This window comes from Streptomyces sp. Ag109_G2-15 (assembly GCF_900215565.1).
In the GTDB taxonomy this organism is placed as follows: Bacteria; Actinomycetota; Actinomycetes; order Streptomycetales; family Streptomycetaceae; genus Streptomyces; species Streptomyces diastatochromogenes.
In genome coordinates, this window is sequence record NZ_OCNI01000001.1 from 2,898,300 (window position 1) to 2,913,550 (window position 15,251).

13 protein-coding genes and 1 tRNA gene are annotated in these 15,251 nt (G+C 68.8%); 6 read left to right on the forward strand and 8 right to left on the reverse strand.

Going from position 1 to position 15,251, the window contains the following annotated elements; genetic code table 11:
* Positions 1-7: 7 nt before the first annotated feature.
* The 6 genes from CRP49_RS12875 to CRP49_RS12900 all read right to left on the reverse strand — a co-directional run bounded on the left by CRP49_RS12875 (position 8) and on the right by CRP49_RS12900 (position 6,516).
* On the reverse strand, positions 8-1,489 hold the full coding sequence (locus CRP49_RS12875; protein WP_257033383.1) for an MFS transporter: 1,482 nt from the start codon (positions 1,487-1,489) through the stop codon (positions 8-10).
* Between the two features lie 213 nt (positions 1,490-1,702).
* A complete protein-coding gene (locus CRP49_RS12880; protein WP_097253502.1) occupies positions 1,703-2,578 on the reverse strand; it encodes an MBL fold metallo-hydrolase in 876 nt (291 codons plus the stop codon).
* Positions 2,579-2,676: 98 nt separating this feature from the next.
* Positions 2,677-3,516 (reverse strand): helix-turn-helix domain-containing protein, encoded by an 840-nt coding sequence (locus CRP49_RS12885; protein WP_097253503.1) that lies wholly within the window; start codon positions 3,514-3,516, stop codon positions 2,677-2,679.
* Positions 3,517-3,802: 286 nt separating this feature from the next.
* On the reverse strand, positions 3,803-4,729 hold the full coding sequence (locus CRP49_RS12890; RefSeq protein ID WP_257033384.1) for a histidine phosphatase family protein: 927 nt from the start codon (positions 4,727-4,729) through the stop codon (positions 3,803-3,805).
* 9 nt (positions 4,730-4,738) lie between these two features.
* A complete protein-coding gene (locus tag CRP49_RS12895; RefSeq protein ID WP_097253505.1) occupies positions 4,739-5,851 on the reverse strand; it encodes a sensor histidine kinase in 1,113 nt (370 codons plus the stop codon).
* The gene (locus CRP49_RS12900) at positions 5,848-6,516 is read right to left on the reverse strand and encodes a response regulator transcription factor (protein WP_097253506.1); all 669 of its coding nucleotides are present in this window, start codon (positions 6,514-6,516) and stop codon (positions 5,848-5,850) included. The genes CRP49_RS12895 and CRP49_RS12900 overlap by 4 nt, the downstream gene beginning before the upstream one ends.
* Positions 6,517-6,914: 398 nt before the next feature.
* Between CRP49_RS12900 and CRP49_RS12905 the strand changes: the two genes are divergently transcribed.
* A complete protein-coding gene (locus CRP49_RS12905) occupies positions 6,915-7,712 on the forward strand; it encodes a hypothetical protein (RefSeq protein ID WP_097253507.1) in 798 nt (265 codons plus the stop codon).
* Here the strand turns inward: CRP49_RS12905 and CRP49_RS12910 are convergent.
* Both CRP49_RS12910 and CRP49_RS12915 read right to left on the reverse strand, forming a co-directional pair.
* Positions 7,709-8,038, reverse strand: a complete 330-nt coding sequence (locus CRP49_RS12910; protein ID WP_097253508.1) for a helix-turn-helix transcriptional regulator — start codon at positions 8,036-8,038, stop codon at positions 7,709-7,711. The genes CRP49_RS12905 and CRP49_RS12910 overlap by 4 nt on opposite strands.
* A gap of 418 nt (positions 8,039-8,456) precedes the next feature.
* A tRNA-Leu gene (locus CRP49_RS12915) sits at positions 8,457-8,540 on the reverse strand.
* A gap of 358 nt (positions 8,541-8,898) precedes the next feature.
* Between CRP49_RS12915 and CRP49_RS12920 the strand changes: the two genes are divergently transcribed.
* The 5 genes from CRP49_RS12920 (at position 8,899) to CRP49_RS12940 (ending at position 14,922) form a co-directional block, all read left to right on the forward strand.
* Entirely contained in the window at positions 8,899-9,759 is an 861-nt protein-coding gene (locus CRP49_RS12920) for a DUF3662 and FHA domain-containing protein (RefSeq protein ID WP_097253509.1), read from the forward strand.
* Positions 9,760-9,769: 10 nt separating this feature from the next.
* Positions 9,770-10,288 (forward strand): FHA domain-containing protein, encoded by a 519-nt coding sequence (locus CRP49_RS12925; protein WP_094218614.1) that lies wholly within the window; start codon positions 9,770-9,772, stop codon positions 10,286-10,288.
* Positions 10,289-10,420: 132 nt separating this feature from the next.
* A complete protein-coding gene (locus CRP49_RS12930; protein ID WP_179851889.1) occupies positions 10,421-11,965 on the forward strand; it encodes a Stp1/IreP family PP2C-type Ser/Thr phosphatase in 1,545 nt (514 codons plus the stop codon).
* 24 nt (positions 11,966-11,989) lie between these two features.
* Positions 11,990-13,438, forward strand: a complete 1,449-nt coding sequence (locus CRP49_RS12935; RefSeq protein WP_097253511.1) for an FtsW/RodA/SpoVE family cell cycle protein — start codon at positions 11,990-11,992, stop codon at positions 13,436-13,438.
* Positions 13,435-14,922 carry a penicillin-binding protein 2 gene (locus tag CRP49_RS12940; protein ID WP_097253512.1) on the forward strand — a complete coding sequence of 496 codons (1,488 nt, stop codon included), beginning with the start codon at positions 13,435-13,437 and terminating at the stop codon, positions 14,920-14,922. The genes CRP49_RS12935 and CRP49_RS12940 overlap by 4 nt, the downstream gene beginning before the upstream one ends.
* The last annotated feature ends 329 nt before the right edge of the window (positions 14,923-15,251 follow it).

Sequence of the window (15,251 nt, forward strand, 5' to 3'; positions counted from 1 at the left end):
GCGCTGGTCAGTGGGCGGCCGTGAGGCTGGGCTCCTCCTCGTCGCTGGCGGCGCGGACCGGGGCGGAGGTGCTGGAGTTCGCGCTGCGCAGCAGGACGGCGATGACGAGAGCACCGGCGATGACGACCAGACCGTCGACGAGGATGGCGAAGGTGGTGCCGTCCAGGACGCCGGCCTTGGAGGCGACGCCGTTCTTCAGCACCCCGTACTGCGAGGCGGCGATGGCCGACATCACCGGGATGCCGAGCGTGAAGCCGATCTGCTGGGTCATGGCGGCCAGACCGGTGGCCAGGCCCTGCTCGCTGTCCTCGATGCCGGAGGTGGAGATGACGGTGTAGGAGACGATCGCCAGGACGTGGCCGAAGCCGCCGACGAACGTGGTGACCAGGACGGCGGCGATGCCCATGGTCTTGTTCTCACCCAGCAGGAACAGCACGCCGGTCATCACACCCTGCACGGCCAGGCCGAGCACCATGCCGCCCTTGGACCCGGTACGGGCGAGGATCTTCGAGGCGAAGGTGCCGCCGAGGAACGCGCCGAGGCCCAGGAAGCCGAACATCAGGCCGGTCTGGAACGGGTTGAGGTGCAGCACCTGCTGCAGGTAGAGGGTGAGCAGGAAGGAGAGCGCGGACTCCATGGAGAAGGTGATCAGACCGCCGAGGTTGCCGAACTTGACGGAGTTGGCCTTCAGGATGCGCACCGGGGCGAGGGGAGCGGCGGCCCGCAGCTCGATCACGTAGAAGGAGATCAGCAGCACGGCGGCGACCAGCAGCGTGCCCCAGGTCTGCGGGGAGCCCCAGCCCTCGCGCTCGGCGCCGGTGATGCCGTACACGAAGGCGAGCAGACCCGCGGTGACGGTGATCGAACCGGGCACGTCCAGCTTGGGCCGGTCCTCGGACACCGACTCCTTGATCACCGCAGTGGCGGCGAAGAACAGAGCCACGCCGACCGGGACGTTGATGAAGAAGTCATAGCGCCAGGAGAGCAGGTCGGTGAGCACGCCGCCGAGCACCGCGCCGCCCGCGAACCCGAGGGAGAGCAGCGCACCGTTCAGGCCGAGCGCCTTGGTGCGCAGCGGCCCCTCCTCGAAGCTGGTGGTGATCAGCGCCATGCCCGACGGGGTGACGACTGCGGTGGCGAGACCCTGGGCCACACGGGCCGCGATCATCAGCTCAGGGCTGGTGGCCAGACCGCCGACCAGCGAGGAGACGGTCAGCAGCGCCATGCCGATCAGGAAGAGCTTCTTACGGCCGACCAGGTCGCCGATGCGTCCGAAGAGGAGCATGAAACCGGCTGCGGTCAGGGCGAACGCGGTGGAGACCCACTGCAGGCTGTCGAGCCCGAACCCGAGGTCCGAGCCGATCTTCGGCAGGGCGACGGTGAGGATGGAGAAGTCGACGGCGAACATGAACTGGGCGCCCAGCAGGACGATGAGGATCGCCTTCTGCTTCCCCGTCATGGAGAGTTGTGCGGACTGTGTCTTCGGCATGGCAAGAAGCCTCGCGGCGATCGCGATCTTCAAACAGTGCGCGCTCAACATATTGGTCGCCACCAACAGGCTCGCGGGCCCCTCGCTCCCAGGGGCCCGCGAGCCCTGAGGGGCGGATCCTTGGCACCGGAGGGGCCGGAGTACACACGGAGGGCCGGGGCGCAGCGGCGCCCCGGCCCATGGCCGCTCAACTCCCGTCAGGACATGGCCCGTTCAGCCCAGGGCCTCCCACCGGTGTCCGCCGTCCGCGGCGGTGACCCGGCCGAAGACCACGTCGGCGAAGTGCCCGGCGTAGCAGACGGTCCCCGGCCGGGCGGCCTCGTCGAGCACGGCCCGGCGCGTCGCGACCGCCTGGCCACCGCCGCTGTCGAAGAACACCGGCCACTCGGGATGCGCCGCCTGTGCGGGGGAATGCAGTACGTCCCCGAGCACCAGCACCCGGCGGACGCCGTCGTCCCCGGACTGCGCGTCGGCGAGGTCCACCACGTATCCCGCGTGACCTCCGGTGTGTCCGGGCCACTCCCGGAGGGTCACGCCGGGAAACACCTCGCCGCCGTCCGCGACCGTACGCACCCGGCCGGCCAGCCGCGGCGGAAGCAGGCTGCCCCGCTCACGCCATTCGGTCGCCGAGAGCACGATGGACGTGGCGCCCTCGAAGAGAGCACCCCCGCCCGCCAGCGCCCAGCCGATGTGGTCGTCGTGCAGATGGGTGAAGGCCACCGTGTCCACCGCTTCCGCGGGCACCCCCGCGGTCTGGAGGTGTTCGGCCAGTTCGCCGCCCGCCAGCACGCCCAGGGCGGGATGCGTCTGCGTCGCCTCCAGGCGCCGCGGGCCGAATCCGGCGTCGATCAGCAGGGACCGGCCCTGATGCTCGATCAGCAGGCCGCCCACCGAAGCGACCAGGAAACCGTCCGCGTCCTGGTAGGGGGCGAGCGCGGCGAGGTCGTCCGGGCCGAGTCCGGTGAACCAGCCGTCCGGCCTCAACTGGACCATTCCGTCCGGGACATGGGTCAACCGCCAGTCCCCGAAGGTGAGCGAGCGCAGCGGCGAGGGGCGTGTCAGCCGCTCCAGCGGCAACACAGCAGACATGACGAAGTCTCTTTCGACAGAGAAGAAAAGAAAGAAAAGAATGAAGAGGAAAGAAAAGGGCGGTGGTCCCGCCGGTGCGGCGGCGGGACCACCACCCCTCAGGCGGCCGAACCCGTCAGTCCGTGCGTCAGGGTGAGAAGCCTCAGGGCCTGCTCGGCCCGGGTGCCCGGGACCGGCAGGAACACGGTGAGCCGCAGGCCCAGCCGGGGAGTGAAGTCCAGCGTCGTCCGCCGCAGGGACAGTTCGCCGGCCCGCGGGTGCTCCAGCAGGTCGATGCCGCAGGAGTCCTCCTGCACTTCCTGCGCGTTCCAGAGCGCCGAGAACTGCTTGCTCCGCGAGAGCAGCCGGTCCACCGCCGCCGCGAGCAGCGGGTCTCCCGGGTGGTTGGCGGCATGCGCCCGGAATCGCGCCACCAGCGTCGCCGCGTCCTGGTCCCAGTGCGGATACCGGTTGCGCGCCTGCGAGTTGAGGAAGAAGTCCTCCATCACGTTGCCACTGCCGCAGTCCAGCGCCATCAGTTCGCGGGCCGCGGAGTTCGCCACCACCACGTTCCACACCCGGTCGGCGATGTAGGCGGGGTTGGGCAGCCAGTTGTCGACGAAGGGCTGGAGGGACTCCGCGTCCGGCGGCGGCGAGGAGGCGGTGTGGGACGAGCCCAGGCCGGCGAGCCGCCACACGTACTGACGCTGGGTGTCGTCCAGGTTGAGGACCCGGGAGATCGCGGAGAGCACCTCGGCGGACACGTTCTCGGCCCGTCCCTGCTCGATCCACGTGTACCAGGACACTCCGACGCCGGCCAGGAGCGCCACTTCCTCACGGCGCAACCCGGGTGTTCTGCGTACTCCGGCCGCAGGCAGACCCACTTCGGTGGGGGTCACCTCCGCCCGGCGCACCTTCAGAAATTGTCCTAGTTCTTTCAACTGACGGTCTGACGGCATGGCATCCCCCTGTCTAGCCGTGTGACCTGAGACGCCGATCACCCTACCCGTGTATGACACACCTTGTGCGGTACGTGATCGGCGTTACACCGACCGTCCGACACCGGCACGGCAACAGCCCCGGAAGCCGTTTGCGTGGCCGACATCGAGACGAAACGGTAGCGGCGGGTCTTGGTGCCGGAGAGCACGGCCACCTGGTCGTCCTGCGCGGGCACCCAGGCCGGCGAGAGCCCTCGCAGTTGCACCAGAAGGTGGTAATCAACCGCATCACCCGGAGCGGGCGGTCCTACCTGCAGCTCACGAAGATCGCATCCCGGGACGAACTTGATCGTTCCCCGGCGCCCAGGTGGGCCGGCGTGGACTGAACCCTGTCGGCGTGTACCAGCGTCGCTGATCGCGACGGGAGCCACGGCCGGTCCTCCCGGGGAGGGACGTAGCCGAGCCGGACATCCCAGCAGCCACCTCGCCGGGTGAAGGAGATCAGGGACAGCGGCGGCACGGCGAGATGCCAAAAGGCTCTTGCCGGTACCCCCAGAGCGTGAATGATCGCGGCGCGGACAACGGCTGCTTCCGTGACAGCGACCGCACTGCCCGTGTCGGGCGTCAGGCCGCTCAGCCAGTTCGCTGTCCGGCGGCAGAGCTGCCGTACGGACTCACCCTCGTGTGGCGCGGCATCCGGGTCCGTGAACCACGCGGTGAACCCGTCGGGGTCGGTCGCGGCGACTTCGTCGAGGGTGCGACCGCACCATGTACCGACGTCGAGATCGCGCAGCCCAGGCTCGGACGCTGCCGCCAGGCCGACGGCGTCGGCGGTCTGCGAGCAGCGGATCGAGGGCGCCCGGACGGCCAGCTCATGAGGAGGGAGCGCTGCTCCCGCGGCGCCTGCCGAAAGCAGGCTGCGCTCGCTCAGGGGAGCGTCACCGAGGAGTGGATCCAGGGTGGCGTCACCGCCGGGCACACACAGAAACGTCAGGCGGATCGTCATGAGACGACCTCCTTCTTGGCCCGGCGTGACTCCGGATGGAGCGAGACCACGCGATGGATGCTTGATCAGCGGACCCCGGCCGTGGACGGAACGGCCGACGCTGCGTCGTGCCTCATGTGCTCCAGCGTCGGTGAAAGCCTCCCGCTGCGACATCCGCCAGGTGTCCGGAACCACCCCGCCGACCGGCCGGTGCACCCCCGCCACCTGGCCGAACGCGGCATCGGTCACCCGTTGCGCTCATTGGTTCCTTTCGACGGGCAGTTTCAGCCAGAGCTCGTAGCCCCCTTGGGCCGTGGGACCGGAAGTGACGGTGCCACCGAGGAGCTCGGCTCGTTGGGCCAGGCCGACCAGGCCGTGGTGGGCGCTCGGCAGGGCGAGCGCGCGTCGGGTGGGGGCGGTGTTGGTGATGCGGGTGTGGAGGGTGCCGTCCCTGCGATGGATCCGTACGGTCACCGCGGCTCCGGGAGCGTGTTTGCGGGCGTTGGTCAACGCTTCCTGGACGGTGCGGTACACGGCGCGCTGGACGGTGGGCGGAAGCCCGTCGGGCAGGTCGGTCTCCAGCGTCGCTTCGATACCGCTGGCGTCGACGAGACGCTCCAGGTCGGCGAGGGAAGGCTGGGGCGCGAGTTCCGTGGGCCTGCTGCCGGAGGCCCGCAGAACGCTGACCATGTGCCGCAGTTCGTCCAGGGTCTGCACGCTGAGGCGGCGGATCGCGGCCGCGGCCTGTCGCGTTTCGGGATCCTGACTGCCCACCTGGAGTGCTCCGGCCTGTACGGCGATGAGGCTGACCTGGTGGGAGACCACGTCGTGCATCTCCCGGGCGAGCTGTGCGCGTTCCTTCGCCAGAACGCTCTGGGCGGTCAGCAGCCGCTCGTGCTCGCGGGCCTCGGTGATGTCGGCGAGCCGCAGGGAGAGTTCGCGTCGGGCCTGGACGAGTTGGCCCAGAAAGACGGGAGCGGCCGCGGTGGCCAGGTCGTAGCTGATGCGGAACAGGGAGCTCGTTTGGGACAGTTCGGTGGCGTCCAGGGACGACCACGGCCAGGGCAGGAAGTCGATGACCGCATAGATCAGCGCGCAGCCGGCCAGCAGGAGACGGTGGCGGCTGAGTGAGGAGAGCGTGTACAGCGCGGTCATGGGGGCGACCACCGCGTCGGTGACCAGGGCGGTGGGGAGCGTGAGGACGAAGGTCGTCAGTGGCATGCGGCGACGCAGCATGAGGGCGAGGGCGCCGAGGAACGCACAGGCAGCGGCCCATCGATCCGCGACTTCGACGTGAATCCATACGTCCGCCACCGCGAGCCCGACAAGACCGATGTCGAGCAGCAGAGCCGGCGGCTGTCGGGAGCTCACCGAGCGCCCTCGTCCTGCGATGGAGTCAGCAGACCCGCGCGCTCGGCGATGAGCGCCGCCTGGACGCGGCTGCTCACCTGCAGTTTGCCGAGCACGTTGGTGACGTGGCCCTTGACGGTGCCGGTGCTCAGGTGCAGCCGTTCGCCGATGTCGGTGTTGGCGAGTCCTTCGGCCATGAGGACGAGTACGGCACGCTCGCGCTCGGTCAGCCGGGCGACGAGGCGGACGGCGGTGGGCTCGCGAACGCTGTTGTCGAGGTAGCCGTCCACCACTCGGCGGGTGACCTTGGACGACAGCACGGTCCCTCCCCCGGCCAGGGTGCGTACGAGGTGGGGAAGCTGCTCGGGGTCGGTGTCCTTGAGCAGGAATCCGGCGGCGCCCGAACGCAGGGCGGTCGCCACGTATTCGTCGGCGTCGAACGTGGTGAGCATGGCGACCACCGGGGCCTGCGGCATGCGGCGCAGGTCGGCCAGAATGCTGAGCCCGTCCACGTCCGGCATCCGGATGTCGAGCAGGACCACGTCGGGCAGCAGCTCCCGCACCGCGCGCGCGGCCTGACCTCCGGGTACCGCCGCGACGACCTCGATGTCGTCCGCCGTATTGAGAATGTGCGTGAAGCCTGTGCGGATCAAGGCTTCGTCATCGACCACCAGTACCCGGATCACCTGCGCTCCGCTCATCGCGTGCCCGCCGGTCGATGCGTACCCCCGCGGGAGCCGCCCTTGGGCGGCCGGAACGGAATTCCCGCCGGTTGGCGGCGTGCCCCCAGCCGGTCGGACCTGCTTCCCCGCTCCGGCGATCGGGGCTTCCCGCCGAGGTGCGGGGCAAGGGCACCCGCCATCGCGAGGCACAAAGTGGCTGGATCACCGCAGCCGGTGGCCACACGTTGCTCAAAGTAATGCCGCAAGGCAACGCCAGGTGACATCATCTGCGGTACTCGCGGCAGCCCTCTCGCTGTAGGCCTGGAGCGAGGGGGCTGGGCGCACATGCCGAGGGGGAGCCCGGCTCGCCCTCTGCTCGCCTGCGACGGTCCTACCTGTCCATGCACGACTTGGGGCCGTTCATGACCTGGTACCACCACAGCTGGCTCGCCGGTTACGCGTTACCGGCCGCGCTCAGCGCCGGCCTTGCGTGGATCGGCTTAGCCCGCCATTGCGCCGGCAAGGGCCGGCTGCTGGGCAGCTGGAGATCCTCCGGCCTGACGCTCCTGGTTCTCGCTCTGACCGGCGCCGTCGGGATCGCCGCCGGGCTGGCGCTCCCGCACCTGGCGAAGCTGCCTCCGGTCGCCGCGGGCCTGGCCACCGGTGTCACGACCATGCCGCGCAAGAGACAGGACGAGACGACCCAGCCCTACGTCAAGTTCATGACACTGGGCATTGCCTGGTTCAGGGAACGACTCGAGTACCGCATGCAGCTGGATGCTCGCCGCTGGTGCGACCGGTTCATGGACGGCTTCGAGAAGTCGACGCAGCTCCGTGTGTTCGTACACGAACTCAAGAACTACCTGGTGGACCGGCACCCCCCGCTCGCCAAAGCGGTCACCAACCTCTTCGACGCCGCCGACAAGGCCATGATCAACGCGCTCGAGGTGCAGACGAAGACCGATGAGGCCCGCCGTGAGATCCACATCGCCTGGATGCGGGAGCCGACCGACGAAGAGGTCTATCAGTGCCGCAGCGCTTTCGGTGAAGCTCTCAACCGCTGCGGAGACCTGTTGCTGTACGCCTACGTGCACGGACGCCGCACGGAACACGCCGACCTTGAGGCACTGCGCACCAAGGCACTGTCCAACGACGCCTTCCACAGTTCCGCGCTGCCTCAGCAGCGGCGACGGTTCAGCCTCCGCCGCAACCGCCCCTAGTGGCGGGAGCCGACCTCACGCAGAGGCGATGACTCTCCGCTGCTCGCAGACGTCCCCTCTGCGGTGTGTGGGCGGCGGGGAGAAAACCTGATCTCGACGTCAGCGCCGAGCGCTTCCGCCGCCGCAGCCAACGTACGCACCGTCAGATTCGCGTCACCCGACATGATCTGACTGACCCGACCAGGGCTGACACCCATGGCCTTGGCAAGGTCCGCACGTGTCTTTCCCAGCCCCGCCAACAAGCCCGCGAGAGAAGCTGTCGCCTGCCGCGCCAACTGAGCGCCGGCTAACTCGGCGTTACTCTCACTGCGAGCGAAGAAGCTCATGGCATGACCCCCAACTCAGGTAACGACAGCGGATGTTGCCGCTGCCCCAAGGATGCCACCTTTAGGTCTAACTAAACACTCGGTTCCCGCGAAATCCCCGGGCGCGACGGCGCACATCACTCCGTCAGTGCGCCCTTGACCTGCGACGATGATCTCCACGCGGCGCCCGATCCGTGACTGGTCCAACATCACCCCAATGGGGGTGTGCGGCCTGGTGTGCCTACCGGTGATCTTGCGAGACCTCCCGCCCCGGTAACAGGACGACATCACTTGCGGAAAAGTCGTAGACCCCGCCCGTGAGCCAGCTCACCGGCGGGGTCCCCTGCGTCCGTCCCCAGGCTGTGCGATCCCTCACAGAACCAGGACACCAAAACGACTACGGGCCCATCGTCTTCACGATGGGCCCGTAGCCTCTGTGTGCGCGAGGGGGGAGTTGAACCCCCACGCCCTTGCGGGCACTGGAACCTGAATCCAGCGCGTCTGCCTATTCCGCCACCCGCGCATTGGGTGTGTCTTCCGGCTCCGGCCCTTTTGGGCTGGCCCCTTCCGACATCGAGAACATTAGCACGTCGTACGGGGTGCGTTCACATCCCTTACCGGCCCCCCGGCCCCCTCGGCTCCGTATCAACCTCGTACCGGTCCAGCCCATCTCCCCAGGAGGCGGACCGGGACCACAGCCGGGTGCGGGACACTGGTGAGTGCCCCCCTCTACGATCCTTGCCAGAAGGAGTTCGAAGGGGAGCCGCTGGGGGAACCGGCTGATTGCCGGTTCGCGTAGATACGATCAGTGAGCAGTACCGGGCAGGACAGCGGCACAGAGCAGGGCAAGGAAGCAGCGTCAGCGACGGAGGAGGTGCCCCATGGGAGTCCTGAAGAAGTTCGAGCAGCGTCTCGAAGGTCTGGTCAACGGCACCTTCGCCAAGGTCTTCAAGTCCGAGGTCCAGCCGGTGGAGATCGCCGGTGCGCTCCAGCGGGAGTGCGACAACAACGCCACCATCTGGAACCGGGACCGCACCGTGGTCCCCAACGACTTCATCGTGGAGCTGAGCGCCCCCGACTTCGAGCGCCTCAGCCCCTACTCCGGGCAGCTCGGCGACGAGCTGGCCGGCATGGTGCGCGACTACGCCAAGCAGCAGCGCTACACCTTCATGGGCCCGATCAAGGTCAACCTGGAGAAGGCGGACGACCTCGACACCGGTCTGTACCGGGTGCGCTCGCGCACCCTCGCCTCCTCCGCCAGCCAGCAGGGCGCGGCCCCCGCGGCCCCGGCCGGCCGCCCCGCCCAGGGCGCCCCGGGCGGCTACGGCTACCCGCCCGCCGCTCCCGCCGGAGCGCCTCCGATGCCGTCCGCGCCGCCGCCCGGCGCCCGCCCCGGTGGCGGCTACGGCTACCCCCAGCCCGCCCCGCAGCGGCCCGCGGCCGCCCCGGCGAGCGGCGGGCGCACCCGCTACTGGATCGAGATCAACGGCACCCGCCACCAGATCTCCCGCGCGACGCTGGTGCTGGGCCGCAGCACCGACGCCGACGTGCGGATCGACGACCCCGGCGTCTCCCGCCGGCACTGCGAGATCCGGACCGGAACGCCCTCGACGATCCAGGATCTCGGTTCCACCAACGGCATCGTGGTGGACGGGCAACACACCACCCGCGCTACGCTCCGCGACGGCTCGCGGATCGTCGTGGGCAGCACCACCATCATTTACCGGCAAGCCGAAGGGTGAAGCGGGGGCAATGTCAGAGCTGACCCTCACGGTCATGCGGCTGGGTTTCCTGGCCGTACTGTGGCTGTTCGTGATCGTGGCCGTGCAGGTCATCCGGAGCGACCTGTTCGGTACGCGTGTCACCCAGCGCGGGTCGCGTAGAGAGGCCGCGCGTCCACAGCAGGCGGCCCGGCAGCAGGCCGCGCCCCCGCAGCAGCGCGCCCAGCAGGGCGGCGGCGGCCGGCGCGGCCGCAACGCCCCCACCAAGCTGGTTGTGAGCGAAGGCACACTGACCGGCACCACCGTCGCGCTGCAGGGCCAGACCATCACCCTGGGCCGGGCGCACGACTCCACGATCGTGCTGGACGACGACTACGCCTCCAGCCGCCATGCCAGGATCTACCCGGACCGCGACGGCCAGTGGATCGTCGAGGATCTCGGCTCCACCAACGGCACCTACCTGGACCGTTCCCGGCTGACGACTCCCACACCGATCCCGCTGGGCGCGCCGATCCGCATCGGCAAAACCGTCATCGAGCTGCGGAAGTAGTACGACAATGAGCGAGCGGAGCGAGCACGCAGCGGCAGGCCGCACCCCGGTCTCCGGCGCGCTCCCGACCGGAGGGTGGGCAGTGTGGCTCGACACGACCGGCTGTACCCGGAGCCGACGGGCGAGGTGCGCATGAGTCTGTCACTGCGCTTCGCCGCCGGATCGCACAAAGGCATGATCCGGGAGGGCAACGAGGACTCCGGTTACGCCGGTCCGCGCCTGCTCGCGATCGCCGACGGCATGGGCGGCCAGGCGGCCGGCGAGGTCGCCTCCTCCGAGGTCATCTCCACCCTGGTCACGCTCGACGACGACGTGCCCGGCTCCGACATCCTCACCTCCCTCGGCACCGCCGTGCAGCGCGCCAACGACCAGCTGCGCGCCATGGTCGAGGAGGACCCCCAGCTCGAGGGCATGGGCACCACCCTCACCGCCCTGCTCTGGACCGGGCAGCGGCTCGGTCTCGTGCACGTGGGCGACTCGCGCGCGTATCTGCTGCGTGACGGCGTGCTCACGCAGATCACACAGGACCACACCTGGGTGCAGCGGCTCGTGGACGAGGGCCGGATCACCGAGGAAGAGGCCACCACCCACCCGCAGCGCTCGCTGCTGATGCGCGCCCTCGGCAGCGGCGACCACGTCGAACCCGACCTGTCGATCCGCGAGGTCCGGGCCGGCGACCGCTATCTGATCTGCTCCGACGGCCTGTCCGGCGTCGTCTCCCACCAGACGATGGAGGAGACGCTCGCCAGCTACCAGGGCCCGCAGGAGACCGTGCAGGAGCTGATCCAGCTCGCGCTGCGCGGCGGCGGCCCCGACAACATCACCGTCATCGTCGCCGACGTCCTCGACCTGGACACCGGTGACACCCTCGCCGGGCAGCTGTCCGACACCCCGGTCGTGGTCGGCGCCGTCGCCGAGAACCAGCTCCACCTGCACGACAACGGCATCATGCAGACCCCGGCCGGCCGCGCCTCCCACCTCGGCCGCCAGGGCCACGGCGGGGGCGGCGGCGAGTTCGGCCCGCCCGGCTCCGGCGACACCACCGGCTACATCCCGAGCGGCGGCTTCGGCGACTACACCGACGAGGACTTCGTCAAGCCGCGCAAGAGCCGCAAGTGGCTGAAGCGGTCCCTCTACGGCGGCCTCGCCCTCGCGGTCATCGGCGGCGGTCTGTACGGCGGTTACCGCTGGACGCAGACGCAGTACTACGTCGGCACCAACGGCGAGCACGTGGCGCTGTACCGCGGCATCAGCCAGGACCTGGCCTGGGTGTCGCTCTCGGAGGTGGAGAAGGACCACCCCGAGATCGAACTCAAGTACCTGCCGCAGTACCAGCAGAAGCAGGTCAAGAACACGATCGCCGCAGGTGGTCTGCAGCAGGCGCAGACGAAGATCGAGGCACTGTCCGTGCAGGCCTCCGCGTGCAAGAAGCAGGCGGAACGCACGGCCGCGGAGACCGAGAAGAACGCCAAGACGGGCCAGGGCGAGGCCGGAGGCACCACGGGAACCACCCGTACCGCCTTCACGTCCAAGGCATCACCGACGCCCAACCCGTCGGCCTCCACGACGTCTCCCTCGACCAAGTCCCCGACCCCGTCCGCGACCGCCACGCCCAACCCCGGCCCGAGCCTCTCCGAGGATGAGCAGAAGGTCGTCGATCAGTGCGGCAAGCAGTAAAGCCGTGAGAGGCCCTGTCACACGATGAGCAGTACTTCGAATTCGCCGACCCATCACACGTCCACGATCGGCGCGATCGGCGCACCGAGCCGCCGCAACACCGAGCTGGCCCTGCTGATCTTCGCCGTGGCCATCCCGGTGTTCGCCTACGCCAACGTGGGCCTGGCGCTCAACGACCAGGTGCCCGCGGGCCTGCTGGGCTACGGCCTGGGCCTCGGTCTGCTGGCCGGCATCGCCCATCTCGTCGTACGGAAGTTCGCTCCGTACGCCGACCCGCTGCTGCTGCCGCTGGCCACGCTGCTCAACGGGCTGGGCCTGGTCGCCATCTGGCGGCTCGACCAGTCCAGACTGCTGCAGAGCATCGGCGTGGCCGGCGGCAAGGCGACCAACCAGCTGATCTACACCGCGATGGGCATCGGGCTGTTCGTCGCCGTGCTGTTCTTCCTCAAGGACCACCGCACGCTGCAGCGCTACACGTACATCTCCATGGCGGCCTCGCTGGTCCTGCTGCTGCTCCCGCTGGTGCCGGGCCTCGGTGCCGACCTCACCTACGGCGCCAAGATCTGGATCCAGGTCGGCAGCTTCACCATCCAGCCCGGTGAGTTCGCCAAGATCGTGCTCGCGATCTTCTTCGCCGGCTACCTGATGGTGAAGCGGGACGCGCTGGCCCTGGCCAGCCGCCGCTTCATGGGCCTGTACCTGCCGCGCGGCCGCGACCTCGGCCCGATCCTCGTGGTCTGGGCGATCTCGATCCTCATCCTGGTCTTCGAGACCGACCTCGGTACATCGCTGCTGTTCTTCGGAATGTTCGTCATCATGCTGTACGTCGCCACCGAGCGGACCAGCTGGATCGTCTTCGGTCTGCTGATGTCCGCGGCCGGCGCCGTCGGCGTGGCGAGCTTCGAGCCGCACGTCCAGACCCGTGTGCAGGCGTGGCTCGACCCGATGCACGAATACGTGCTCAGCCGCACCCCGGGCGTCACCGGAGTCCACTCCGACCAGCTGCAGCAGGCCCTGTGGGCGTTCGGCTCCGGCGGCACCCTCGGCACCGGCTGGGGCCAGGGCCACTCCGAGCTGATCCGGTTCGCCGCCAACTCCGACTTCATCCTCGCCACCTTCGGCGAGGAGCTGGGCCTGGCCGGCATCATGGCGATCCTGCTTGTCTACGGGCTGATCGTGGAGCGTGGCGTGCGCACCGCCCTCGCCGCCCGCGACCCGTTCGGCAAGCTGCTCGCCATCGGCCTGTCCGGCGCCTTCGCCCTCCAGGTCTTCGTCGTGGCCGGCGGTGTGATGGGCCTCATCCCACTGACCGGTATGACGATGCCGTTCCTCGCCTACGGCGGTTCCTCCGTGATCGCCAACTGGGCGCTGATCGGCATCCTGATCCGCATCAGCGACACCGCCCGCCGCCCGGCGCCCACTCCCGCCGCCAACCCCGACGCCGAGATGACCCAGGTGGTCCGCCCGTCATGAACAAGCCCCTGCGCCGGATCGCGATCTTCTGCGGCCTCCTCGTCATGGCCCTGCTGATCCGCGACAACTGGCTCCAGTACGTCAAGGCCGACGCGCTGCGCACCGACAAGGACAACCGCCGGGTCGCCATCGAGCGGTACGCGAACCCGCGGGGCGACATCATCGTGGACGGCGACCCCATAACCGGGTCCGTCGAGTCCAAGAGCGGCGACTTCAAGTACAAGCGCACGTACAAGAACGGGCCCATGTGGGCCCCGGTCACCGGCTACTCCTCGCAGGCCTTCGACAGCAGCCAGCTGGAGAAGATCAACGACGGCATCCTCACCGGCAACGACGACCGGCTCTTCTTCCGCAACACCCTCGACATGATCACGGGCAAGCGGAAGCAGGGCGGCAACGTCGTCACCACGCTGAACGCGGCCGCGCAGAAGGCGGCGTACGACGGCCTGAAGAGCCAGGGCGGCAAGGGCGCCGTGGTCGCCCTCGAGCCGTCCACCGGCAAGATCCTCGCGCTGGCCTCCTACCCGTCGTACGACCCCTCGTCCTTCGCGGGCAACTCCACCGACGTGGACTCCAAGAACTGGACCAAGCTCCAGAAGAAGAACAACCCGGCCGACCCGATGCTGAACCGGGCGCTGCGCGAGACCTACCCGCCGGGCTCCACGTTCAAGGTGGTCACGGCCGCGGCCGCGCTGGAGAACGGCAAGTACACCTCGGCCGACGAGGCGACCGACTCGCCGCTGCCGTGGACCATGCCGGGCACCACGCGCGAGCTGAAGAACGAGGGCAACATCCCCTGCAAGAACGCGACCATGCGGGTCGCCCTGCAGTACTCCTGCAACACCGTCTTCGGCAAGATCGGCTCCGACCTCGGCAACGACAAGATGCTCGCCGAGGCGAAGAAGTTCGGATTCGACTCCGAGCAGTTCACCCCGGTCCGCTCCAACGCCTCGCAGTTCTCCGAAGGCATGAACCAGTCGCAGACCGCCCTGTCCTCCATCGGCCAGTACAACACCGCGGCCACCCCGCTGCAGATGGCCATGGTCGCCTCGGCCGTCGCCAACGACGGCAAGCTGATGAAGCCGTACATGGTCGACGAGCTGCAGTCCCCCAACGTCGACCCGGTCGAGAAGACCGAGCCGAAGGAGATGAGCCAGCCGCTGTCGCCGAAGAACGCGCAGATCCTGCAGTCGATGATGGAGACGGTCGTCAAGGACGGCACGGGCAAGAACGCGCAGATCGGCGGGGGAGTCACCGTCGGCGGCAAGACCGGTACCGCCCAGCACGGTGTGGCGAACAGCGCGAACCCGTACGCGTGGTTCATCTCCTACGCCAGGCTCAGCGACGGCAGCTCGCCGGTCGCCGTGGCCGTGGTCATCGAGGACGAGAGCGCCAACCGCGACGACATCTCCGGCGGCGGCCTGGCCGCGCCGATCGCGAAGAGCGTCATGCAGGCGGTCATCAAGACCAAGACCGGGTCGTAACGCCAGACCGACGGCTCTTCCCAGCCCTGTCCCGTGGCCACACGGGGCAGGGCTTTCTTTGTCACCTTTCGTGATCCCGTATCACCCCGCAATCACCCCGTGATCATGCGGAATAAAGAATTCCGATCAGTCGCTGCACGGCGCCCATTTATCTCGACGATGCAGAAAGCAAGCAGAATTCGGAAATCGGCTGATATCCACTGAATCTCCCCGCATGCTCCGCAACGATTCACACCGGGGTTTCGCTACTGCACGCTACTATGGAACACACTATGTGATCGGCAGTCGGGTTTCGCCGGCGCCCTCCGGTCGAATGAGCCATACCGGTC